At 72.9% G+C, this 21823-nt stretch carries 19 protein-coding genes; 9 read left to right on the forward strand and 10 right to left on the reverse strand.

The features are described 5' to 3' along the window. Window positions 1-200: 200 nt before the first annotated feature. Both ACMXN5_RS29715 and ACMXN5_RS29720 read right to left on the reverse strand, forming a co-directional pair. Complete coding sequence (locus tag ACMXN5_RS29715) at window positions 201-1688, reverse strand: phosphatase PAP2 family protein (RefSeq protein ID WP_439677825.1); 1488 nt, start codon at window positions 1686-1688, stop codon at window positions 201-203. A 79-nt stretch (window positions 1689-1767) separates the two neighbouring features. Beyond that, on the reverse strand, window positions 1768-2787 hold the full coding sequence (locus tag ACMXN5_RS29720) for an ADP-ribosylglycohydrolase family protein (protein WP_439677826.1): 1020 nt from the start codon (window positions 2785-2787) through the stop codon (window positions 1768-1770). A 187-nt stretch (window positions 2788-2974) separates the two neighbouring features. On the opposite strand from ACMXN5_RS29720, the gene ACMXN5_RS29725 reads away from it, so the two are divergent. Further along, window positions 2975-3370: a VOC family protein gene (locus ACMXN5_RS29725; protein ID WP_439677827.1), complete on the forward strand. Its 396-nt coding sequence runs from the start codon at window positions 2975-2977 to the stop codon at window positions 3368-3370. Between the two features lie 130 nt (window positions 3371-3500). Next, window positions 3501-4715: an acyl-CoA dehydrogenase family protein gene (locus tag ACMXN5_RS29730; RefSeq protein ID WP_439677828.1), complete on the forward strand. Its 1215-nt coding sequence runs from the start codon at window positions 3501-3503 to the stop codon at window positions 4713-4715. 63 nt (window positions 4716-4778) lie between these two features. Here ACMXN5_RS29730 and ACMXN5_RS29735 read toward each other — a convergent pair whose 3' ends face one another. From ACMXN5_RS29735 to ACMXN5_RS29750, 4 genes are all read right to left on the reverse strand, one after another. Beyond that, the gene (locus ACMXN5_RS29735; RefSeq protein ID WP_078974019.1) at window positions 4779-5027 is read right to left on the reverse strand and encodes a hypothetical protein; all 249 of its coding nucleotides are present in this window, start codon (window positions 5025-5027) and stop codon (window positions 4779-4781) included. Next, the gene (locus ACMXN5_RS29740; RefSeq protein ID WP_439677829.1) at window positions 5024-5344 is read right to left on the reverse strand and encodes a DUF6247 family protein; all 321 of its coding nucleotides are present in this window, start codon (window positions 5342-5344) and stop codon (window positions 5024-5026) included. The genes ACMXN5_RS29735 and ACMXN5_RS29740 overlap by 4 nt, the downstream gene beginning before the upstream one ends. 408 nt (window positions 5345-5752) lie before the next feature. Further along, window positions 5753-7198, reverse strand: coding sequence for an acetyl-CoA acetyltransferase (locus ACMXN5_RS29745; RefSeq protein WP_439677830.1), 1446 nt, complete (start codon window positions 7196-7198; stop codon window positions 5753-5755). A 130-nt stretch (window positions 7199-7328) separates the two neighbouring features. Continuing rightward, window positions 7329-7916, reverse strand: a complete 588-nt coding sequence (locus ACMXN5_RS29750; protein ID WP_439677831.1) for a hypothetical protein — start codon at window positions 7914-7916, stop codon at window positions 7329-7331. A gap of 294 nt (window positions 7917-8210) precedes the next feature. Here ACMXN5_RS29750 and ACMXN5_RS29755 point away from each other — a divergent pair, with 294 nt between their 5' ends. Beyond that, entirely contained in the window at window positions 8211-10625 is a 2415-nt protein-coding gene (locus ACMXN5_RS29755) for an ABC transporter (protein ID WP_439677832.1), read from the forward strand. A gap of 64 nt (window positions 10626-10689) precedes the next feature. Here the strand turns inward: ACMXN5_RS29755 and ACMXN5_RS29760 are convergent, their stop codons facing one another. Then, complete coding sequence (locus tag ACMXN5_RS29760) at window positions 10690-11130, reverse strand: MarR family winged helix-turn-helix transcriptional regulator (protein WP_380001746.1); 441 nt, start codon at window positions 11128-11130, stop codon at window positions 10690-10692. Window positions 11131-11180: 50 nt separating this feature from the next. On the opposite strand from ACMXN5_RS29760, the gene ACMXN5_RS29765 reads away from it, so the two are divergent. The 5 genes from ACMXN5_RS29765 to ACMXN5_RS29785 all read left to right on the forward strand — a co-directional run bounded on the left by ACMXN5_RS29765 (window position 11181) and on the right by ACMXN5_RS29785 (window position 17239). Further along, complete coding sequence (locus ACMXN5_RS29765; RefSeq protein ID WP_439677833.1) at window positions 11181-12320, forward strand: substrate-binding domain-containing protein; 1140 nt, start codon at window positions 11181-11183, stop codon at window positions 12318-12320. Window positions 12321-12374: 54 nt separating this feature from the next. Then, window positions 12375-13829 carry an APC family permease gene (locus tag ACMXN5_RS29770; protein WP_439677834.1) on the forward strand — a complete coding sequence of 485 codons (1455 nt, stop codon included), beginning with the start codon at window positions 12375-12377 and terminating at the stop codon, window positions 13827-13829. Further along, window positions 13826-14845 carry an acetamidase/formamidase family protein gene (locus tag ACMXN5_RS29775; RefSeq protein ID WP_439677835.1) on the forward strand — a complete coding sequence of 340 codons (1020 nt, stop codon included), beginning with the start codon at window positions 13826-13828 and terminating at the stop codon, window positions 14843-14845. Before ACMXN5_RS29770 ends, ACMXN5_RS29775 begins: the two co-directional genes overlap by 4 nt. A 263-nt stretch (window positions 14846-15108) precedes the next feature. Then, a complete protein-coding gene (locus ACMXN5_RS29780; RefSeq protein WP_439677836.1) occupies window positions 15109-16143 on the forward strand; it encodes an MsnO8 family LLM class oxidoreductase in 1035 nt (344 codons plus the stop codon). Window positions 16144-16246: 103 nt separating this feature from the next. Next, window positions 16247-17239: a hypothetical protein gene (locus ACMXN5_RS29785; protein WP_439677837.1), complete on the forward strand. Its 993-nt coding sequence runs from the start codon at window positions 16247-16249 to the stop codon at window positions 17237-17239. A 61-nt stretch (window positions 17240-17300) separates the two neighbouring features. On the opposite strand, the gene ACMXN5_RS29790 is transcribed toward ACMXN5_RS29785, so the two are convergent. After that, the gene (locus ACMXN5_RS29790) at window positions 17301-19292 is read right to left on the reverse strand and encodes an outer membrane protein assembly factor BamB family protein (protein ID WP_439677838.1); all 1992 of its coding nucleotides are present in this window, start codon (window positions 19290-19292) and stop codon (window positions 17301-17303) included. Beyond that, window positions 19289-19591, reverse strand: a complete 303-nt coding sequence (locus tag ACMXN5_RS29795) for a hypothetical protein (RefSeq protein ID WP_395790055.1) — start codon at window positions 19589-19591, stop codon at window positions 19289-19291. The genes ACMXN5_RS29790 and ACMXN5_RS29795 overlap by 4 nt, the downstream gene beginning before the upstream one ends. Before the next feature lie 290 nt (window positions 19592-19881). On the opposite strand from ACMXN5_RS29795, the gene ACMXN5_RS29800 reads away from it, so the two are divergent. Beyond that, window positions 19882-20814, forward strand: coding sequence for a hypothetical protein (locus ACMXN5_RS29800; protein ID WP_439677839.1), 933 nt, complete (start codon window positions 19882-19884; stop codon window positions 20812-20814). 282 nt (window positions 20815-21096) lie between these two features. Here ACMXN5_RS29800 and ACMXN5_RS29805 read toward each other — a convergent pair whose 3' ends face one another. After that, complete coding sequence (locus ACMXN5_RS29805) at window positions 21097-21753, reverse strand: GntR family transcriptional regulator (protein ID WP_126639895.1); 657 nt, start codon at window positions 21751-21753, stop codon at window positions 21097-21099. Window positions 21754-21823: the final 70 nt, after the last annotated feature.

The raw sequence follows: 21823 nt of genomic DNA on the forward strand, positions 1-21823 counted from the left end.
ACACCGTAGCGGTGCCCCGATTCGGGCCCCGCACCCCCACCACGCGCGGAACCCGCCCACCGGTTTCCACCGGGGCCCGCGGGACCCGCACAGGCGCCCCCGCCCGCACCATTAGCCCCCACGGACCCCCGCGTCCGCTATCGGGAAGGCCCTCACGTCGGCGGCCCGCCGACGCGGCCGGCCGGCCGGCCGGAACGTGCTCAGTCGCGGAGGGCGCCGTCCGGGCGGTAGACCATCAGGCGGCGGCCCTTGGCGATGCGGAGCTGGGAGGCGCCGGGGCGGACCTCGCCGTCCACCGCGAGCTCGGCGCCCTCCTGGATCTCGGACAGGTGCATCGTGCGCGCCGTGGACGCCTCGTAGACCCGCGAGGTGCCGAGTGTGCCGGACAGTACGGCGGCGACCAGCCGGGTGCGGGCCAGGGGACGGGAGGCGTCGACGATGCGTACGTCGAGGAGGCCGTCGGTGAGGTCGGGGCGATAGGTGGGCGCGAAGCCCTCCGGGGCGTACTCCCCGTTGCCGAGGAAGATCAGCCACAACGACCTCGGCCGACCGTTGACCCGCATCTTCACCGGACCCGCGTCCCGCAACACCCGGACCAGGCCGACCAGCATGGCCGGCCACTTGCCGATCTTGCGCTCCAACTCCTCGCGGAAGCGCACCAGATCGGGGTACACGCCGAGCGAGAACGTGTTCAGGAACAACTCCGGGCCCAACTCCTCGCCGTCGTCCGAGAACGGGTGCGAGTGGTCGCGCTGGAGCTCGGCGACGTCCACCAGGACCGCTTCGCCCGCGGCGAGCGCCCGCGCGGTGTCGTCGAGCCGGGTCAGCCCGAGGTCGCCCGCGAAGTGGTTGAGCGTGCCCGCCGGGAAGACCGCGAGCGGCATGCCCCGATCCAGCGCGATCCGCGCCGCGCAGTTCACACTGCCGTCGCCGCCCGCGACGCCGAGGACCTGCGCCTCCCGGGCCGCCTCGCACAGCAGCGCGACCAGGTCGCCGTCCTGGCCGCGCTCGACCACCTTCGCGGCGGGCAGCAGTTCGCGCAGCCGCTGTGCGGTGTCGCCCTCGGGCCCGGCCGAGGCGTTCACCACGACCACCAGGCCGTCGCCGTCGACCAGCGACGGCACCTTGCCGCGCGGTTGCGGTGCGGCCGCGGCCTCCGCCGGGCGGGTCGGCCACCAGCGCAGCGTCACCGCCGCCAGGCCCGCGCCGAGCGCCGCGCCCGCGAGCACGTCACCCGGGTAGTGCACACCCGTGTACACCCGGGAGAAGGCCACCGAGCCGGCCAGCGCACCGGCCGCCACGCCCAGCGGGCGCGACTCCAGCGCTACACCGGTGGCGAACGCCGCCGCCGACGCGGCATGCCCGGACGGGAACGAGGTGGTCCACGGCTGCCGGCTCAGCCGACGCGCCATGGGCACCGCGTCGATCACCGGGCGCGGCCGGCGCACCCAGCTCTTGAGCAGCACATTGCTCACGGTCGATGCCAGCGCCACCGAACCCAGGCCGCGCAACGCCGCCCGGCGCCCGCTGCGCCCGCCGGAAAGCGCCATCCCCGCACCGGTCACCGTCCACAGGCGCGAATGGTTGGCCGCCCGGGACAAGGCCGGCAATGCCTTGTTCGCCCACGGCACATGATGCGAGGCCACCCACGCGAAGGCCGCCCGGTCGGCGGCATGGATCTTTCCCATCCGTGAATCTTCGCAAAGAATCCCGACGGATATGCAAGGCGGGCGTCGATCCGACGTTCGAACCCGCCGGCGCGCGGGTCTACCGGGCCAGGGCCGCCGACGTTTCGGCGAGTTCGGCGCGGTACTCGATGCGCTCGGACCACGCGGCCGGCCAGACGTCGATGCCGTGTGCGGCGCCGATCATGGCGCCGGCCAACGCGGCGATCGAGTCCGAGTCGCCGGAGGAGCCGGCCGCCCGGGCGACGGCCGAGCGCGGGTCGTCCGGATACAGCAGGACGCACAACACCGCCGTGGCCAGCGCCTCCTCGGCGATCCACCCGGCGCCGGTGATCCGACACGGGTCCGCGCGGCGGTCGCCCTCCGCCACGGCCTGGTCCAACCGGTCGAGCACGGCCAGGCACTCGTCCCAGCCGCGCGCGACGAACCCCTCCGGGGTGTCGGCGAACGGGCCGCGCCACAGGTCGTCGCCGAGCCAGTCGCCCCGGTACACCTCGCGCTGCGCCTCGGCGTGCGCGCGCAGCAGGGCGGGGAGTTCGGCGATCGGCGCGCCGGTGCGCAGCGCGTGTACGGCGGTCGCGGTCAGGTCCGAGGCGGCCAGCGCGGTGGGGTGTCCGTGGGTGATCGCGGACTGGAGTTGGGCGGCGCCGCACCGGTCGGCCTCGTCGACGCCGTCGAGCAGGCCCAGCGGGGTGACCCGCATGTTGGCGCCGCAGCCCTTGGAGCCGCGCCGGGTGGCGTCGGGCCAGGCCCGTCCGGCGGCCAGCTCCGCACATGCGGACAGGCATGTGTGGCCCGGCGCGCGGGTGTTGTCGGGGGAGTCCCACCAGGCCAGGAACCGGTCCACCAGGAGCGGGGTCAGCCGCTCGGCGGTGAAAGCCCCGTCGTCGGCGCGCGCGTCGATCACCGCCCGGGCCACCGCCAGGCCCATCTGGGTGTCGTCGGTGACCTGGGCCGGCGTGCCCTCCAGATCCATCGGTCCGGGCAGGTCGTACCGGCGCACGATCTGCGCGTACGACAGAAACTCCGTCGGCGCGCCCAACGCGTCCCCGTACGCCAACCCGAACATGCTCCCGCGCACCCGCTCCGCGTTCCCCACCATGCGCTACCACCCTTCGTCGACCGCCCACCCTGCCGGCCCGGCCCGGCGGCAGCCGGCCACTTTCCGCCCACCCGCGCCCGCGCCCGCCCCCTTCGCCGGCCCGCGCGTCCGTCCGACCGGGGAATCGCTCTCCCGGGTTCGGCTCGGGGAGGGTTGGAAACGGCCGAATCGGGGCGAAACTCGGAGGATGGACGTACTTTCCGGTCGTATCCTGCTGCGCCCCGTCGATCCCGAGCGTTCGCTGATCTTCTATCGCGACGTACTCGGTCTCGCGATCGCCCGCGAGTTCGGTACCGGGATCCATCGCGGGACGGTGTTCTTTCTCGGCGGCGGCTTCCTCGAGGTCTCCGGCACCGCGACCGGCGGCGGGCCCGGGGGCGAGGATCTGCGGTTGTGGCTCCAGGTGCGGGACCTGCCGGCCATCCACCGCGAACTCGTGGACCGGGGCGCCACCGTGCTGCGCGCACCGCGCCGCGAGGAGTGGGGGCTCGACGAGATGTGGATCGCCGATCCCGACGGTGTGCGTATCTGTGTGGTGCAGGTCCCGGACGAGCATCCGATCCGCTATCGGCCCGGCATCTGAGCATCGGGCGCGGTGGCGCGGGGCGAATCGTGGAGACCTCCCGACGCCCCTTGACGCCCCCACGGCGACGGCGACACACTCAAGCTACCAGCCGGTAACAATTCGACGATGTCCCGGGGGCCCGCCACCCATGACCGCCTTCAGCCTCGCCCTGAACGAGGACCAGACCACCATCCGCGACTGGGTGCACACCTTCGCCGCGGAGACCATGCGGCCGGCCGCCGCCGAGTGGGACGAGCGCGAGGAGACCCCCTGGCCGATCATCCAGGAAGCCGCCAAGATCGGACTCTATTCGCTGGACTTCTTCAGCGCCCAGGCCTTCGACCCCACCGGCCTGAGCATTCCGCTGATCATGGAGGAACTGTTCTGGGGCGACGCCGGGTTGGGCCTGGCGCTGTCCGGTACCGCGCTCGCCGCGGCGGGCCTGGTGGCCAACGGCACCCAGGAGCAGATCATCACCTGGGCACCCGAGTTGTTCGGTACGCCCGACAATGTCCGCGTCGCCGCGTTCTGCTCGTCCGAGCCGAACGCCGGCTCCGACGTCTCCTCGATGCGCACCCGGGCCGACTACGACGAGGCGACCGGCGACTGGATCCTCAACGGGGTCAAGACCTGGGCCACCAACGGCGGTATCGCCCACGTGCACGTCGTGGTCGCCACCACCGACGCCACGCTCGGCTCGCGGGGCCAGGCCAGTTTCGTGATCCCGCCGAACACGCCGGGGCTGTCCCAGGGACAGAAGTTCAAGAAACACGGCATCCGCGCGTCGCACACCGCCGAGGTGATCCTGGACAACGTCCGGGTGCCCGGCGACTGCCTGCTCGGCGGCAAGGACAAGCTGGACGAGCGGATCGCGCGGGCCAGGTCCGGCACCTCCGCGCGCTCGAACGCGGCGATGGCCACCTTCGAGTCGTCGCGCCCGGCGGTCGCGGCCCAGGCCGTGGGCATCGCGCGCGCCGCCTACGAGGTGGCGCTGGAATACGCCCAGGTCCGCGAGCAGTTCGGCCGGCCGATCATCGACAACCAGGGCGTCGCGTTCACCATCGCCGACATGCGCACCCGGATCGACGCGGCCCGCCTGCTCACTTGGCGTGCCTCGTGGATGGCCGCGACGAAACAGCCGTTCACCGCGGCCGAAGGCTCGATGTCCAAGCTGTACGCGGGTGAGACCGCCAAGTGGGTGACCTCGGCCGCGATGCAGATCCTCGGCGGCAACGGCTACACCCGCGAGTACCCGGTCGAGCGCATGCACCGCGACAGTGCGATCTACACCATCTTCGAGGGCACCAGCGAGATCCAACGCCTGGTCATCGCCCGCACGTTGGCGGAGGTGCCGATTCGCTGACCCGCGTCGCGGCGGCCCCGCGCCGCGTCGTCGGGCGGGGCGTCGGGGCGGCGCCCCGCGGGCTCAGCCGGTCCAGACCACGTTCATCACGGTGACTCGGACGCGGTTGTCCTCGATCACGAAGGTGATGAAACCGAAGGCTCCGAACGCGGCTTCGCGCATGGTCTTGAGACCGCTGTGCATCCGGCCGCCGACGCTCCACGGGTCACGTTCCAGCGCACTCTCCAGGTTGTTGAGCGCGGCGACCGCGGGCCGCGGCAGGCCCGCCTTCTGCCGGGCGGCGGGCGCGTCGTACACCACGAGGTAGCTCATGTGCGCCTGGTCTCGGCGGCGGGCACCGTTTCCAGTTCCTCGCCCGCGTGCAGTCGGGCGGACCGTTCGAGGACTCGTTCGTAGTCGCCGGTGCGGCGCAGGATCAGGTGCCGCTGCCACCCGGCGAGCAGATCGGCGAGCAGGGCCAACTGCCCGGTGTCCTGGGCGTGGGCGAGGGCGGCGGCGAAGTCCCGCTCGAACTCGGCGCGTACGTCCTCGGGCAACTCGGCTCGCATCTCGGCCGGCGACGGCCAGCGGGCACCCCCGACCCGGATCACCAGGTCCGGCGTGCGTGGTTCGGGGATCGTCGTGTCCATGCCCTCAGCGTGCCGGCTTCGCCGGGTCGGCCGACAGTCGGCGCGCGACGGTCGGCCGTACGCCCGGCGAAGCGCTCCCCGTGCGCCGGTTCAGGACGCCGGGCCCGGCTGGGGGGCCGGTTCCGGCTTGTCGGGGGGCGGAGGTGTGCCCGGGTCGGGTGGCAGGGGCTCCGGGCCGGGTTCGGGCAGCGGGTGGGGGATCGGCATCGGCGGCACCGGGGGCAGCGGGTCGGGCCACGGGTCGGTCACGGCGACCTCCAAGCGGATAGCGCGTCGCGGTCGCGACGTCGCCACCCGGATACCCGCCACGATCGATCCCATCTCCCGGCACGGCGGACACCCGGCACGGTGGATACCCGGACGCCGCCGCCCCGACGGCTCGGCCGACAGCCGCCACACCGGCCGGCCCTACGCCGGCTCGAACGCCGCCCCGGCCACCCGCACCGCCCGGCCGACCCACGCGTCCGTGCGCATCGACGCCAGGACGTCCGCATCGGTCGAGGAGGCCACCGAGCGCACCCCGCCGCCCTCGACCACCACGATCGCCACCGCCGGTTCGCCCCCGTCGAAGGCCACCGTGCAGCCCACCACCCGCGCCGGACCCGCGTAGTCCGGGTCCACCGGGCGGGCGGGCAACTCGGCGCTCACGTCCACCGCGCGAAAGCCGCCGGGAGCGGGGCGCGTCGACCACAGCGCCCCGGCCTGCTTGGTCACCATGCCCGACACGCTGGTGACCAGCCCGTCCCCGCCCTCGCGCACCCGCCGGGCCACCTCGACGGTGGCGTGCAGCGCGTACGTGTTGAGCGGACCGCCCGCAAACGCCATCCCGCCGGTCGTGGTCAGTTCCCGATCGGCGCGCCCGGCCAGGCCCAGTTCGTGCCGCTGGATCCGCACCGCCGCCGGGAAACAGCTGTACAGGTCCACATGCGCCGCGTCGGCCGCCCCGGGCCCGAGCGCCGCGCCGACCGCCGCGAAACCCGGCGAGCGGGCCGGGTCCGGCCGGGCCACCAGCGGCACCATCGTGTTCGACTCCGCCGCCACCGTCGGGAACACCCACCGCTCGCGCGCGACGCCGAACCGGCGCGCCGTCTCCACCGAGCACAACACCAACGCGGCGGCCTGGTCGACGTTCATCTGCGAGCAGTGCCACTTGGTATAGGGGCTCGCCAACCACGCGTTACGCCCGACCGGCGCCAAGAACTCGTCCTCGGACACGGTGCGGCCGCGGATCGACCGCCCGCCCTCGGCGGCGACGGCGGCGAACTCCGCGCACAGCGCCGCGATCTCCCGGGCGTCCTGCGCCGGCGACACCCCGCGTGCGGCGCCGATCGCCGACTCCAGGACCGCGTACTGCCGGGCCGGCACCGCCAGATGGCGATCGATCTCGACCCGGGCCAGGATGTCCGCGCCCGGCGCCCACACCGTGTCCGGCACGCCGTCCGCGACCGGATCCGCCAACTCGACCCCGGCGATCCGGGCGCGCAGCCGCCGATGCGCCGCCTCGCCGCCCACCACCAGGACCGCGTCCACCCGGCCGGCCGCGATGTCGGTGCTCGCGCGGGTGAGCAACGACTGTTGCAGGACTCCCAGTTCGGCCAACGTGGTGTGCGCGTCGACGAGCTTGAAGCGCTCGGCCAGCCACCGCCCCGGATCGCCGTGCCGCCAGGTCCCGCGCGGCACCAGGACCCGCCGCACCGCCCCGAGCAGCCCGCCGAGCCCCTCGGCCGCGTCCTCGACGGCCCGCGCCATCAACTCCAACTCGCCCACCCCGGCCCCGGCCTCGGCCAGGCGCTGATCCGCCACCCCGACCCCGACCAGGACCGGCGTGCGCGGATCGATCCCGTCCAACCCCATCGACGCCCCCTCACACGCGCCGCCACCCGGCGCGCGCCGAAGCTAGCGCCGATGCCCGACGATCACCAGAGGTGCCGGCTCGGGGCGTCGGCGGGCCCCGGATCGATGCCGACCCGGGGCCCGCGCGTGCTCAGACTCGGGCCCAGAAGGACGCCAAGGGCGTGGCCTGACCGGTGGTGCCCACCTGTACGTAGGGGTTTACGTTCCCGTACCAGATTCCTTGGGTGTCGTAGACCGAGGCGGCGATCGTGCCGGAGCCCACGTGGAAGCGGAGCGCCTCCAGCGATTTGGCCAGACCGGTCGTGCCCACCCAGAATTGCTGCCCGTCGTTGGCGAGTTCCATCGGGTTGGGGTTCCAGCCGATGTCACTGACGTGCCCGGAATACCAGGTACCGCCGACGCCCCAAACGGTGATTTCCAGGGCTTCCAGCGCGGCACCATTGCCGCCGCCGACCCAACCGTCACCATTGCAGTAGTAGTAGGTCTGCCAGCCGATATCGCGTAGATGTGCCCGATAGCAGATCCCTCGCCCGTCGGCCTTCATCAGTGCCTGGACCTCGGCGGCGGTTCGAGAGCCTGCGGGCTTCTCGCCGGTTGTCGAGGCCGCGGGGAGCGGTCCCGGGCGCGGCAGAGGTTCATCGGTCGCCGATGCCGTGGCGGACGAGAAAAGTGTGACAACCGCGAAGAACGCGGCGGTGACGGTGAGACGAAGCTTCAAGGTGTCCTCTTTCGCGGAAAACGATCGGATGGGCGGGCACACGTAAGCAGGAATTTCCCGGCCCGCGCCAGGCTGCCTGTCGAAGTCGACCGAATATGGGGTGCCGATAACTTCGAGTGGTCCGCAAATGTCGCTTCCCGTCGGCTGGAAATTCGTTGATGCCGTTCGTTCGGGCCGATCTCGGGGGCGGGGAAGGAAGGAACTCGGTGAGTGCGGTTGTGGATCATCCTCACGCGGGCATACGACAACCTTCCGGTGGGTGCGGCCAAGAGCGGTGTGGCGAGGAGCGGGTGGATGAGCGAGCACGATCCGTATGTGCGAGTGCGCGGGGCGCGGGAGCACAATCTGCGGGACGTGGACGTGGACATCCCGCGCGACACGTTCGTGGTGTTCACCGGGGTGTCCGGGTCGGGCAAGTCCTCGCTCGCGTTCGGCACGCTGTACGCGGAGGCGCAGCGGCGCTACTTCGAGTCGATCGCGCCCTACGCGCGCCGGTTGATCCAGCAGGTCGGCGCGCCGCACGTGGACGAAATCGATGGATTGCCGCCGGCCATCGCCCTGCGGCAGCAGCGGTCCGCGCCGACGTCGCGGTCGACGGTGGGCACGCTGACCACGTTGTCGAACTCGCTGCGGATGTTGTTCTCCCGCGCGGGGGAGTATCCGCCGGGCGCGCCGAGGTTGGACTCGGACGCGTTCTCCCCGAACACCGCCGCCGGGGCCTGTCCGAACTGTCACGGGCTGGGGCGGGTGCACGACGTCGACGAGGCGTCGCTGGTCCCGGACCCGGACCTGTCGATCCGGGACGGGGCGATCGCCGCCTGGCCGGGTGCGTGGTACGGGAAGAATCTGCGGGACATCCTGGCCACGCTCGGCTACGACGTGGACCGGCCGTGGCGCGAGCTGCCGAAGGCCGAGCGTGACTGGATCCTGTTCACCGACGACCAACCGGTGGTCACCGTGCATCCGGTGCGCGACGCGAGCCGGATCCAGCGCGACTATCAGGGCACGTACAGCAGTGCCCGGCGGATCGTGCTGAAGACGTTCGCGACCTCGAAGAGCGCGACGCAGCGCAAGCGGGTGGAGCGTTTCCTGCGCAGCGGGCCGTGTCCGGTCTGCCACGGTCGGCGGTTGCGGCCGGCCTCGCTGGCGGTGACGTTCGCCGGGTACGACATCGCCGCGCTCGTCGCGCTGCCGCTGACCGAGGCGGCCCGGGTGCTGGCCGAGGCGAAGCCGGACGGGGAGGCCGCCGCGACGATCTGCGCGGACCTGGTGGCGCGGATCGCGGTGCTGGTCGAGCTGGGGCTGGGCTATCTGGGCATGGCGCGCGAGACGCCGACGTTGTCCTCGGGCGAGTTGCAGCGGCTGCGCCTGGCCACCCAGTTGCGGTCCGGGTTGTTCGGGGTGGTGTACGTGCTCGACGAGCCGTCGGCCGGATTGCACGCGGCGGACACCGAGGCGCTGCTCGTGGTGCTCGACCGGCTGCGGGCGGCCGGGAACTCCCTGTTCGTGGTGGAGCATCGCATGGCCGTCGCGCGCCGGGCCGGATGGCTGGTGGACGTGGGGCCGGGCGCGGGCGAGGCCGGCGGCCGGATCCTGTACAGCGGGCCGCCGGCGGGGTTGCGCGAGGTGGCCGACTCGGCGACGCGCCGCTTCCTGTTCCCGGCCGGCCCGCCGCCGGTGCGCGAGCCGCGGCCGGCCGGTGCGTGGCTGACGTTGACCGGGGTCACCCTGCACAATCTGCGCGATCTGGACGTGGCGTTCCCGCTGGGCGTGTTCACCGTGGTCACCGGGGTGTCGGGGTCGGGCAAGTCCAGCCTGGTCGGCGGGGTGGTGGCCGAGGTGACGGCGGCGCACCTGGGCGCCGGGGCGGAGCCGGACGAGGACGGCGGGCCGGTGTCGGGCGAGGTGCGCGCGGTCGAGGGGCTGGGGGTGATCGACCGACTGGTGCGGGTGGACCAGAAGCCGATCGGGCGCACGCCGCGCTCGAACCTGGCCACCTACACCGGGCTGTTCGACACCGTACGCCGGTTGTTCGCGGAGACCGACGCGGCCCGGGAGCGCGGGTGGACCGCGAGCCGGTTCTCGTTCAACGTGGCCGAGGGGCGCTGCGAGACCTGTGCGGGGGAGGGCTTCGTCGCGGTCGAGCTGTTGTTCCTGCCGGGTACGTACGCGCCGTGTCCGACCTGCCACGGCGCCCGGTACGACCCGGCCACCCTGGAGGTCGCCTATCGCGGGCTGAACGTGGCGGACGTGCTCGGGCTGACCGTGGACGACGCGGCCGACTTCCTGGCCGACGTGCCCGCCGCCGCGCGCAGTCTGACCACGCTGCGCGAGGTGGGGCTGGGGTATCTGCGCCTGGGCCAACCCGCGACCGAGCTGTCCGGCGGCGAGGCGCAGCGGATCAAGCTGGCGAGCGAGTTGCAGCGGGCCAGGCGCGGCCACACGCTCTATGTCCTGGATGAGCCGACGGCGGGTCTGCATCCGGCGGATGTGGAGTTGCTCATGCGGCAGTTGCACGGTCTGGTCGACGCGGGCAACACGGTGGTGGTGGTCGAGCACGACCTGGACGTGATCGCCGGCGCCGACTGGCTGATCGACCTGGGGCCGGGCGGCGGCGTGCACGGCGGGCGGATCGTGGCGAGCGGGGTGCCGGGGGAGGTGGCGGCGCGGGGGGTAGGGGTGACGGCGCGGTTTCTCGGCGGGCGGTGAGGGGGCCGGCGGCCGGCCGGACGCCGGCTCGTCCCGGTTCGGCGCCGGCTCGACCCAGGTTCGGTCAGGCGGCGTCGGGCCCGGCCAGGAACGCCAGCAGGGCCGCCGGGTCCTCGCTCGCGCACGCCGCGCGCACGGCCGCCTCGTGTGCCTCGGCCAGCGCGTTCAGCCGGGCGAGTCGGTCCGTACCGCGCCGGGACAGGTGGACCGTGATCCGGCGGCGGTCGGCCCCGGACTGGCGGCGGTAGATGTGGCCGCCGTCCACCAGCGCGTCCACGATCCGGGTCAGCGTGGCCTGCGGGATCACCAGGGCCCGGGCCAGTTCGCCCATCGACCGCCCCGTGCCGTCGCCCAGGGTGCGCAGCACCAACCACTGGTCGAGGGTGCAGTCCTCCTCGGTCAGGGCGACGGTCAGCGTGCGGGTGAGTCGGCGCTGCGCGACGGTCAGCGCCTCGACCAGAAGCGGCGGTGCGACGGCGCGTTCGGCAAGTTCGCCGGCGGACATGCTGATCACCCCTTCACCGGACCGTTCTCAGGAGCATACTTACTCGCCTGATGAGCGTCGAGACAGTCCTGATCGAGCCGCTCGACGCGCTGTATTCCGACCGGAATCCCCAGGTGCTTCGAGTGGGCCTCGTGGTGCCCCAGTCCGGTGCGCTCGGCATCATCGGCCCCTCCGCCGTGGATGCCGCGCTGCTCGCGGCGCACGAGATCAACTCCGCCTGCGGGGTGCACGACCGCCGGCTCGAACTGGTGCTGGTGGATGCCGGAGTCCCACCCGCCGAGGTCGCCGCACAGGTGCGACAACTCGCCGACGCCGGGGCGGTGGAGGTGCTGGTCGGCTTCCACACCAGCGACGTGCACCGCGCGATCGAGGCGGTGGTGACCGGACGTGTGCCGTACATCTTCACCCCGCCGCACGAGGGCGGTCGGCGGCTGCCCGGCGTGGTGTGCACCGGGGTGGACCCGATGCGGCAGCTGCGCGAGTCGATCGGCTGGCTGACCCGGCAACACCGGCTGCGCCGTTGGGCGTTGATCGGCAACGACTACATCTGGCCGCAGGCCACGCACCGTGCGGCGGCCCGGCTGATCGCCGAGGCACGCAGCAGTGTGGTGTACGAGCGGCGGGTCGCCTTCGGCGCGGTGCGCGAGGGGTTGGACGAGTTGTTCGCGGGGCTGCGCACGACCGGGGCCGACGCGCTGCTGCTCAGCCTGATCGGGCGGGACCTGGTCGACTTCAACCGGGCGCTGCGGCACGCCGGTCTGGACCGGATCCTGGTGCGGCTCTCCGGGTCCCTGGAGGAGAACGGCCTGTTGGCCTACGGCGGCGACGACACCGGCGGGATGTACGCGGTGATGCAGTCGTTCGCGTCGCAGACCGACGATCGCCGGCTGGGGCTGGCCGAGCGGCACCGGGCGCTGTTCGGGCCGGACGCACCGGTTCTGGATGCCTACGCGGAGGGGCTGTACGACGGGCTGCACCTGGTCGCGGCGCTCGCGTCGTGGAACGCGCTGGGCCCCAACGGGTTGGCGGCGGCGGTGCATCGCCTGCTCGACGGGGATCCGGAGGGTACCCGGGCGGCCTGGGCGCGGTCGCCGCTCGGCCCGCCGCGCCGGCAGGTGTTCCTCGCGCGGGCGGAGGGGCTGGATTTCGCCGTGCTTCCACGCCGCGAAAGTACTTCCATTTGGAAATAACTGGATCTAGGGTCTCTCCGAGACCCCTCGGGGTCGTCCCGAGGAGAGATCACCATGAGCGAAGTCCCCGCGCCCGAATCCGCCGCGAGACCCGGGTCCACCGGCAGACCCGACCCGACCGGTGGACCCGAGTCGATCGAGAAGTACGGCTACAAGCAAGAGCTCCGCCGCTCGCTGAGTTTTCGCGACCTGCTCGTCTACGGCCTGGTCTTCATGGTCCCGATCGCGCCGTTCGGCATCTTCGGCGGCGTGTTCCAGGGCTCCGGCGGCATGGTCGCGCTCACGTACATCATCGGCATGGTCGCGATGATGTTCACCGCGCTGTCCTACGCGCAGATGTCCCAGGCCTTCCCGATGGCCGGATCCGTGTACTCCTACGCCGGTCGCGGCATCGCCGCGCCCGTGGGCTTCCTGGCCGGTTGGATGATCCTGCTCGACTACATCCTCGTCCCCGGCCTGCTCTACCTGATCGCCGCCGTGGCGATGAACTCGCTGGTCGGCTCGATCCCGGTGTGGATGTGGGTGGTCGGCTTCGTACTGCTGAACACGGCGGTGAACTACCTCGGCGTGGAGATGACCGCCAAGGTCAACAAGATCATGCTGATCGGCGAGCTGATCGTCCTGCTGCTGTTCGTGGTCGTCGGCGTGGTCGCGCTGATGGACGGCAAGGGCCGGGGCTTCGACTTCACCCCGCTGTACAACGGCGACACCTTCTCCTGGAGCCTGGCCTTCGGCGCCGTCTCGATCGCGGCGCTGAGCTTCCTCGGCTTCGACGGCATCTCCATGCTGTCCGAGGAGAACAAGGACTCGGCCAAGGCCATCGGCCGCTCGATGGTCGCCGCGCTGCTGCTCGCCGGCACCCTGTTCATCGTGCAGACCTGGGTGGCCTCACTCCTCGTGGAGGATCCCAAGGCGCTGATCGCCAACGGCGACCCGGACGGCACCGCGTTCTACGACGCGGCCCGGGTCGCGGCCGGCGGCTGGTTGGCCAAGCTCACCGCCGTGGCCACCGCCGTCGCCTGGGGCTTCGCCAACTCGCTGGTCGCCCAGGCGGCCACCTCACGCCTGCTCTACGCGATGGCTCGCGACCGGCAACTGCCGTCCATCCTGGCCAAGGTGCACCCCAAGCACCGCGTGCCGGTCAACGCCACGCTGCTCACCGCCGCCGTCTCGCTCGCACTCGGGCTGTACACCAGCACCCGCGACGACGGCATCACCAAACTGAGCAGCCTGGTCAACATCGGCGCGCTGACCACCTTCCTCGTCCTGCACGTCTCGGTGGTCGTGCACTACCTCGTCCGGCACAAGAGCCGCGACTACTGGCGACACCTGATCGCGCCCTCGATCGGCTTCGCGATTCTGGCGTACGTCGTCTACAAGGCCGACGACGACGCGCAGCGCCTGGGCACGATCTGGTTCGCGATCGGCCTCGCCCTGCTCTCCGGTCTGGTCCTGGCGGGCCGCCGGCCCAAGATCTCCGCCATCGAGCCGCTCGAGGAACCCGTATGACCCTGCTCGAAGTCGTCTCGCTACGGCCGACCTACCACCAGTACGCCTACACCTTCGGCGGTCGCCGGCCGCTGGTGACGGTGCGCCCCGGCACCATCGTCGAGTTGTCCACCGAGGACTGCTTCGGCGGCAACGTCAAGGGCTTCGACGATCTGCCCAGCGCGGTCTGCGAGTTCCCCTACCTCAATCCCGTCACCGGCCCGATCGCGGTCGAGGGCGCCGAGGTCGGGGACACCCTCGCGGTGCACTTCGTGGACATCTCGCCCGCCCGGGACTGGGGCATCTCCAGCACCTTCCCGCACTTCGGCGCGCTGACCGCGACGCCGACCACCGCGATGCTGCACGCGCCGCTGGAGGAACGGGTCTGGGTCTACGACCTGGACGTCGAGGCGGGCGTCTGCCGCTTCCGGGCCCGCAAGAGCGACTTCTCGGTCGAGCTGCCCCTCGACCCGATGCACGGCACGGTCGGGGTGGCGCCGGCCGGCGGTGAGACGTTGATGTCGATCACCCCGGGGGCGCACGGCGGCAACATGGACACCCCCGAGATGCGCGCCGGCACCACCGCGTACTTCGGCGTCAACGTCGCGGGCGGCATGCTCTCGATCGGCGACGGCCACGCCCGGCAGGGCGAGGGGGAGGTGTGCGGGACGGCGGTGGAGGCCGCGATGCGCACGGTGATCGTGGTCGACCTGATCAAGGGCGGCGCACCGGTGTCGCCGCGCCTGGAGAACGACCGCTACCTGATGACCACGGGCTCGGCCCGCCCGCTGGAGGACGCCTACCGGATCAGCCAGCGCGACCTGGTCGACTGGACGGCGGGCCTGCTGGACCTGGACCTGCTCGACGCCTATCAGCTGGTCAGCCAGGCCGGCCTGGCCCCGGCCGCCAACGTGTGCGACACGAACTACACGATGGTGGCCAAGCTCCCGAAGGCGACGCTGGGCCGGCAGCGCGCCTACGAGGGACGGCACGACCACCTGCGCGCGGTGGCGGGGGCGTACCTGCGGGAGCGCTGAGAGTGCCGGGTCGGGGCGCGGCTCCCACACCTGCGGGAGCGCGCCGCGACATCGACTCCGGGACCGGAGAGGCCATCGGTCCCGGCACCCGGCGGCGTGCCGCCTCCGCGCCGGGTGGAAGGGGACATCCCCGGGCGAACCGCGTCCGCCGACGCACGTCCCCCGGGGCCCGGGGATGTCCCCCTGGGGCGAGGGCTTGATCGGCCGGCTGCCGACGTGCCCGGGATCGGGAATTCGTCGGGCTCCGACGTGTTGGCACTCGTGTGAACGTGTTTTCGCCGCAGGTGCGGTTCTCCGTGCTCGATCGGTCGTTGACGCTCCGCGGTGAGCACCCCGCCTCGGCGCTGCGGCACGCGGTGGCGTTCGCCCGCGAGGTGGAGCGGTTGGGGTATCACCGCTTCTGGGTCGCGGAGCACCACAGCGTGCCGGGGGTCGCCGGGTCGGCGCCGACCGTGCTGGCCGCCGCGGTGGCGGCGGCGACCGAGCGGATCCGGGTCGGCACCGGCGGGGTGATGTTGCCCAACCACCAACCGCTCGTGGTGGCCGAGCAGTTCGGGGTGCTGGAGGCGCTGTACCCGGGGCGGATCGACATGGGTCTGGGGCGCTCCGTGGGCTTCACCGACGGGATCCGCGCGGCGCTGGGGCGGGGCAAGGACGCGGCGGAGGACTTCCCGGAGCGGCTGGCCGAACTGCTCGGCTACTTCCTGGGCACCCAGGACGCACACCCGGGCGTACACGCGCGCCCCGCCGAAGGGCTGCGCCCGGCGCCGTTCGTGCTGGCCACCGGGGCGGGCGCGGATCACGCGGCAGCGGCCGGCGTACCGCTGGTGGTGGCCGCGGCGATCGGCGAGGAGCGCATGTTGCGCGCGATCGAGCGCTACCGGACCACGTTCCGGCCGTCCACCTGGTCCGCGCGACCCTACGTGGTGCTCGCCGGCACGGTCGCCGTGGCGGATACCGCCGAGGCGGCCGACGACCTGCTGCTGCCCGAGGCGTGGGCGGCGGCCTATTCGCGCACCCGCGGTACCTTCCCGCCGCTGATCCCGGCCGAGGAGATTCGCGCCGCCGCGCGCACCGCACGCGAGCGCGAACACCTGGACGCCGCGCGGCGCGACCGGATCGCCGGCACGGCGGAGACCGTCGCGGCGGACCTGGCGGCCCTGTTCGCCCGCACCGACGCGGACGAGTTCCTGGTCACCACGAGCAGCCACGACCGGGCCGGCCGCGTGGACTCGGCCCGGCGTCTGGCCGAACTCGCGGGCATCGCACCCCGGATCGGCGCCGGCGCGACGCGCTGAATCGGGGGATTCGCCTCGCCCGCCCCGGACCTCCGGCGGCAGCCGGCGGCCGTTGCTACCGTGGTGCGGCTCGAGTGGTCGTTCTGCGGGGAGGTTTCGAGCGATGGCCCATGTCGGCCGGCAGCCGGACGTACGTCCACACCCGAACGCACCCGGGACCGGGCCCGGTCACGCGCCGGTGGAGACCGCCGCGCAGATCGAGCGGCGCTGGATCGCCAACGTCGCCTCCGTGGTGGTCCCGGGCGTGCTCGCGCACCGGATGTTGCGGCCGGCGCACCGGATCGGCAAGCCCGACGGGCTGATGGGCAACCTCAACCGGGTGCGCGCGTGGCTCGGGCTGATGATCGTGCTGGCGGTGTTCCTGCGCGGCCTCTACCAGGAGCGCAAGCAGGGCTCCGGCGAGTCGGCCACCACGACCCGGATCCAGGGCGCGCAGGTGGTGGCCGAGGTGGCGTCGGCGATGGTGCGCCGGATGGTCCTGCTACCGGTGTACGGGATGATCGGCATCGTGCTGATCGGCTGCCTCCTGGTGCTCTTCGCCCGGCCGCACCTGCGTTCGCTGACCATGCGTCAGTTGATCCACCCGGTCCGCTCGGTCGGGCTGTTCCTGGTGGTCCCGGTGATCGGCGTCGCGGTGGCCTGGGGCTGCCGCAGGGGCGCGGGCCTCGGGAGCAACACCAACACGCTGCGCACCGACGGCACGATGGTGCAACTGGTCCTGTCGTGGGTGTCCATGGTCGTCGGCATCTGGGTGTTCGGCTTCGCCGTGGTGGCCATCTGGCAGGTGGCCCAGCATCTGTTCTCGGCGGCCGACGGCCACCCGATGTTGCCCGCGCTGATGGCGATGTGGCTGGCCTGGACCTTCACCCTGACCGACCTGCTGATCAAGACGGACAACCCGCTGTTCGCCGGCTCCGACATCGTGCCGGACAACATCAAACTCCCGGTGGGCGTGGGCGGATCGCTGATCATCACCGCGCTGAGCGTGTGGGAGATCCGCCGCCTCGGTCGCTGGAACGGCATCACCTGGCGCAGCGGCCCGTGGGGGTCCCGCTCGCCGCAGACCCGGGGCCTTGCCCAGGGCGCGTCCCGCTAGGGCTTGAAGACACCCCAGCAGCGGTCGCGCCGGACGTCGATCGGCGCGACCGCGGGCGGGTTCAGGACGACCGGCGGGCGCCGGCGATCAGGCGGTAGCCCAGGCCGGTGGTGGTTTCGTCGACCAGGAACAGGCGGCCGTCGTGCTCGAAGGGCTTCGGCATCGCCTCCGCGAGCGAGACGCCCAGGCGCAGCGGGTATTCGTCGAGGACGGTGATGTGGCCGTCGTTCGGGTCGAAGCGGACCAGGCGCGGCGGCTTGCTGCCCCGGGCGTTGACCCACACGCGCAGGGCGCCGTCCGGCTCGACCGCGATCGGGGCGGCCTTGCTGTCCACGCTCAGGCCGACCACCTTGACCGCGGCGGGTAGTTCGGAGATCCAGCGCACCCGGCCGCTCGCCCGGTCGATCGCGATGATCTGGTTGGCGCCGGGGGAGGACGAGGCGTGCACGGACCGGCCGTTGTTGCCGGGGACGTAGATGGTGCGCTCGTCGGCGAGCAGGCGCGGGGCGGTGCCATGGGCGTCGCCGACCAGGGGATTGCCGGTATCGATCGGGAACGCGGGTTCGCCGCGGTCGGTCAGCACCGTGGGTCGGGTCGCGCCGCCGGTGCCGGTCGGCTCGTTGACGATCACCGGCGAGGTGGCCACGACCGGGGAGGCGCCGGGCGGCCCGCCCTTGGGCAGGATGTGTGTCCAGGCCGGCTTGCCGGTGGTGGGGTCCAGGGCCCAAACGGTGTCGGCGCCGGCGCATTGTCCGTTGGCGACCAGGGCTGCGCCTCCTCGGAACCCGGTGACCCGGCAGCCGGCCGCCACGGTGTTCGCGGTCCAGAGCTGGGCGCCGTCCCTGATCCGGAACGCGGTGTCGCCGCTGACCGCCACGCCGTGTGAGACGGCCACCCGCTCCTGGGCCGGGGTGCCCTTGGCGGTGCGCGGCTTGCTCCAGACCTCGGTGCCGGAGGTGAGGTCGACGCCCGCGACGCGGTCGCAGTCGCTGCCGACGCCGTAGACGATCACCGCGATCGTCCCGTCGGTCTCGGCGCCGGCGGCGCACATCGAGGCGCCGCCCGGGAGCGGCTTCTCCCAGACGGTGGCTCCGCTGTCGACGCGGTACGCCACCACGCGGGCGCGCTCCGAGCGGACCACGGTGTCGCCCTGGAACCAGGTGCCCTCGAGGGTACGGGCGTCCTTGGCCGCGTTCGCCGGGGGCTTGGGACCGTCCCGGCCCTCCTTCAACGCCCAGGAGACCGCGACGTGTTCGCCGGAGTTGGCGTAGTCGTTGCCGTCCTTGACCGCCTGCCGGACCGCGCCGACGCCGGCCACCGCCAGCACGGCGAGGGCCAGGAGCGCGCTGCGGAGCAGGACCGGGCGATCCCGCCGTGCCCGGACCCGGTTGGGGTCGAGCGGCGGGCCGAAGACGAAGTGGTGGTCCGAGGGCGCCGGTTGCAGCGGCATCGGGGACGACGGGGGTGTCGGTGCCGGGCCGCCGGGGCCTCCCGGGCCGTAGGGCGGGAGTGAACCCGGGCCGGTCGGGCCGCCGGGACCGCCGTGCGGCGGCGGGTAGGTGTGCGGGCCGGCCGGGGGATGGGTGTCGTACAGCGGCAGGTTGGGGTTCGCGACGAAACCGCCGCCGCCGGAGGATTGGGGATACGGCGCCGGGCGGGCGTGCGGTTGCGGCTGCGCCTGGTGCGGGACGTGCGGCTGCGGTTGCCCCTGGGCGGGGGTGTACGGCTGCGCCTGTCCCTGGTGCGGGACATGCGGCTGCGGATGCCCCTGGACCGGGGCGTGTGGCTGTGCCTGCCCCTGGGTCGGGTTGTACGGCTGCGGCCGGCCCTGTGCCGGGGGCGGGGCGAAGCCGGGGCGGCCCGACGTGTTCGACCCGGGCGGCCCGAACGGCGGTGGGTCGGACGGTGTCGGCTGCGGGGGCGCGAACGGCGGTGGGTCGGCCGGCGTCGGCTGCGGCGGCGCGAACGGTGGTTGCTCGGACGAGGCCGCTCGGGCACGGCGGTGCTCGTCCCACGGGTCCTGCGGATCACTCGGGTTCTGCGGGGTGCTCACGCGGCGGCTCCCGAAGTGCCGGGTATCACCGGTGCGCCGAGCCCGACCTCGTGCGGGCCCGGCAGGTCCTTGAGGTCGCGACGGTCCACGTGTCCGACCGACTGGCCGACGTTGTGCAGCCACAACACGAGGAAGGTGATCACCGCGGCGGAGGCGGCGGTGATGAGTACGCTCACCACGATCACCAGGACCTTGCGCGGTGCGGCCGGCCCGCGGGCCGGAGCGGGTTCCGGCGGCGCGCCCCACGGCGTCGGCGTCGGTCCGGCGGCCTGTCGCCGCGGTGGCGATGACTGCGTCATGACGATCGTGCCCCCCGTGTCCCGTTACCTGTTCACCTCGTGCCGCGGCCGTCGCCGATCCGTCCCCGACACGACATCGCGTCGATTACCGTACCGATCCCGGCCGCCCGCCGCCGACAATCCGGGCCGGTTCGAGGGCGGGCCCGCCCCGACCGAGGGAACCGCCCGGGTCGGTCGGGCGTCGGACCGGCGTCGGACCCACCGTCGCGGCGACGCCTCGGTGGGAGAGGATGTGGTTCCGGCGTCGTCCGTAGGCGTCGCATCGTAAGTCGCAACGGGGAAGTGGATCCGTGTCGTTTCAGCAGTCGCCGGGCGGCGAGCAGCCGCAGCAGCCCCCCGGCGGGCCATATGGTCCGCCGCCCGGTCCGTACGGGGCACCGCCGCCTCCCGGTCAACCGTATGGCGGCCCCTACAGCCCGCCCGGCCCGCCGTACGCGGCGCAGCAGCCCGGCGCCCATCCCTACGGCGCCCCGCCGCCCCCGGGCCAGTGGGGCTACGGGCCCGGATACGGCGGCCCGCCGCCGCCCGGGCAGCCCAAGCGCAAGGTCGCGATCATCGTCGGAGCCGTGGTGGGCGTGCTTGCCGTGGGCACCGTCGCGGTGCTGGGCGCCACCGGCGCGTTCTCGTCCGACGACGACAAGGACCCGGTGGCGAAGCCCACCTCGTCGTCCCGGACCTCGGGCCCGCCGACCACGCGGCCCACCTCGCCCGCGCCCGCTCCGCCGGACCCGCCCACCACCCGCCCGCCGAGCACGACCTCGGCGCCCAAGCGCACCGTGGACACCCCCGACAAGGCGGGTGGGCTGAACAGGATGGACGACGACGCGTATCCGGCGCAGAAGTCGCTCCGGGACGGGGCCAGGCCCGGTTCCAAGGTCGCCGCGTACGGTGCGTCGGGCGCGAGTTCGCCGAGCGCGGTGGTCATGGTGATGGCGAACCCGGCGCCGCGCCAGTCGCCGATGACGACGATGGATCAGATCATCGCCGGCATGCGGGAGGGCGCCGACGAGAAGTCGGCGGACCTGGGGACCGTGCGCGAGATGGGCGCCGGCTCGATGGGCGGCGTGTTGCGCTGCACCACCATCAAGTCCGGCGGCAAGGCGCTGCCGACCTGCGTATGGGCCGACGCGGACACCGTGGGCGTCGTGTACGGCATGAACGACAAGACGTTGGACGAGACCGCGGCGCAGACCCTGCGACTACGCCCGGACCTGGAGAAGTGATCGAGGCGTAGCACGCAACCTCGACCTCCCGGCCGGGTCCACGGGTCCGACCCGCCGGGTACTGCGAACACTCCGTACGCCCCGACGACGCCCGCCGTCGTCGGGGCGTCGTCGTACGCGCGCTCACTCCCGCCGCATCCGGACACGCCGACGCGACCGACGGCGGCGGGCGTCGTCGGTGCAGAGGGGCCGGCCTTCGCGGTCTCGCCCCCCGGGAGCCCGGCCCCCGGCAACCCGGCCCCGACCGGGCCGCACGCGGCCCGCCGGGTCGGACCCGGTCGGTCAGGCCGTACCCGGAGCCGCCGGGATCCGGCTCGTCATGCGCTCCATCCCGCTGATCCAGTTGTCGCGCAGCGCCGCCGTGGCCGCCGGGACGTCGCCGGCGCGCAGGTGCTCGGCGATCCGGCAGTGCTCCTCGGCCTCGCGCTCCAGGAGGGTGTCCTCGCCGGCGATCAGGTGCGTGTAGCGGCGCATGCCCGCCTTCACGCTGGTCACCAGATCGAGCAGCCGCTCGTTCGGGCACCGGCCGAGCAGCAGGTCGTGCCACTCGTCGTCGTGCCACTCGATCTCCGACTGCTCCGCCACCGGATCCGGGAAGCCGCGGGCAAGACGCAGCAACTCCGGTGCCATCTCCCGGAGTTCATCCGGGTCGGAGAGCTCCAGGGCGAGTGACTCCAGGCCCGCGACGATCTCGCACAGCTCGCGGAACTCCTTGCTGCTGACCGGCGCGAACCGGAAGCCGCGTCCCTGATTGCTCTCCAGGACACCTTCGCCGGCGAGGGTGATCAGGGCTTCGCGCAGGGGGGTGCGGCTCACGCCCAACTCGGCGGCGAGCACCACTTCGTTGATGTCCTTGCCCGCCGCGAAGTCGCCCCTGTCGAGGCGCAGAAGCAACTCCTCGCGGATCTGCTCCCGCAGAGGTCGCCGCTGGATACCCATGTGTCGGTTACTCCTCGTGTCGATCGGGGCCGATAACTGATGCTTGACATGTCACACCGTAGCCACCTTG

The organism is Embleya australiensis (genome assembly GCF_051903075.1).
In the GTDB taxonomy this organism is placed as follows: domain Bacteria; phylum Actinomycetota; class Actinomycetes; order Streptomycetales; family Streptomycetaceae; genus Embleya.

Excerpts from the sequence above, each read along its gene's own strand:
- ACMXN5_RS29715 (WP_439677825.1), bottom strand. The coding sequence starts at position 1,688 with ATGGGAAAGATCCATGCCGCCGACCGGGCGGCCTTCGCGTGGGTGGCC.
- ACMXN5_RS29720 (WP_439677826.1), bottom strand. The coding sequence starts at position 2,787 with ATGGTGGGGAACGCGGAGCGGGTGCGCGGGAGCATGTTCGGGTTGGCG.
- ACMXN5_RS29725 (WP_439677827.1), top strand. The coding sequence starts at position 2,975 with ATGGACGTACTTTCCGGTCGTATCCTGCTGCGCCCCGTCGATCCCGAG.
- ACMXN5_RS29730 (WP_439677828.1), top strand. The coding sequence starts at position 3,501 with ATGACCGCCTTCAGCCTCGCCCTGAACGAGGACCAGACCACCATCCGC.
- ACMXN5_RS29735 (WP_078974019.1), bottom strand. The coding sequence starts at position 5,027 with ATGAGCTACCTCGTGGTGTACGACGCGCCCGCCGCCCGGCAGAAGGCG.
- ACMXN5_RS29740 (WP_439677829.1), bottom strand. The coding sequence starts at position 5,344 with ATGGACACGACGATCCCCGAACCACGCACGCCGGACCTGGTGATCCGG.
- ACMXN5_RS29745 (WP_439677830.1), bottom strand. The coding sequence starts at position 7,198 with ATGGGGTTGGACGGGATCGATCCGCGCACGCCGGTCCTGGTCGGGGTC.
- ACMXN5_RS29755 (WP_439677832.1), top strand. The coding sequence starts at position 8,211 with ATGAGCGAGCACGATCCGTATGTGCGAGTGCGCGGGGCGCGGGAGCAC.
- ACMXN5_RS29760 (WP_380001746.1), bottom strand. The coding sequence starts at position 11,130 with ATGTCCGCCGGCGAACTTGCCGAACGCGCCGTCGCACCGCCGCTTCTG.
- ACMXN5_RS29765 (WP_439677833.1), top strand. The coding sequence starts at position 11,181 with ATGAGCGTCGAGACAGTCCTGATCGAGCCGCTCGACGCGCTGTATTCC.
- ACMXN5_RS29770 (WP_439677834.1), top strand. The coding sequence starts at position 12,375 with ATGAGCGAAGTCCCCGCGCCCGAATCCGCCGCGAGACCCGGGTCCACC.
- ACMXN5_RS29775 (WP_439677835.1), top strand. The coding sequence starts at position 13,826 with ATGACCCTGCTCGAAGTCGTCTCGCTACGGCCGACCTACCACCAGTAC.
- ACMXN5_RS29785 (WP_439677837.1), top strand. The coding sequence starts at position 16,247 with ATGGCCCATGTCGGCCGGCAGCCGGACGTACGTCCACACCCGAACGCA.
- ACMXN5_RS29795 (WP_395790055.1), bottom strand. The coding sequence starts at position 19,591 with ATGACGCAGTCATCGCCACCGCGGCGACAGGCCGCCGGACCGACGCCG.
- ACMXN5_RS29805 (WP_126639895.1), bottom strand. The coding sequence starts at position 21,753 with ATGGGTATCCAGCGGCGACCTCTGCGGGAGCAGATCCGCGAGGAGTTG.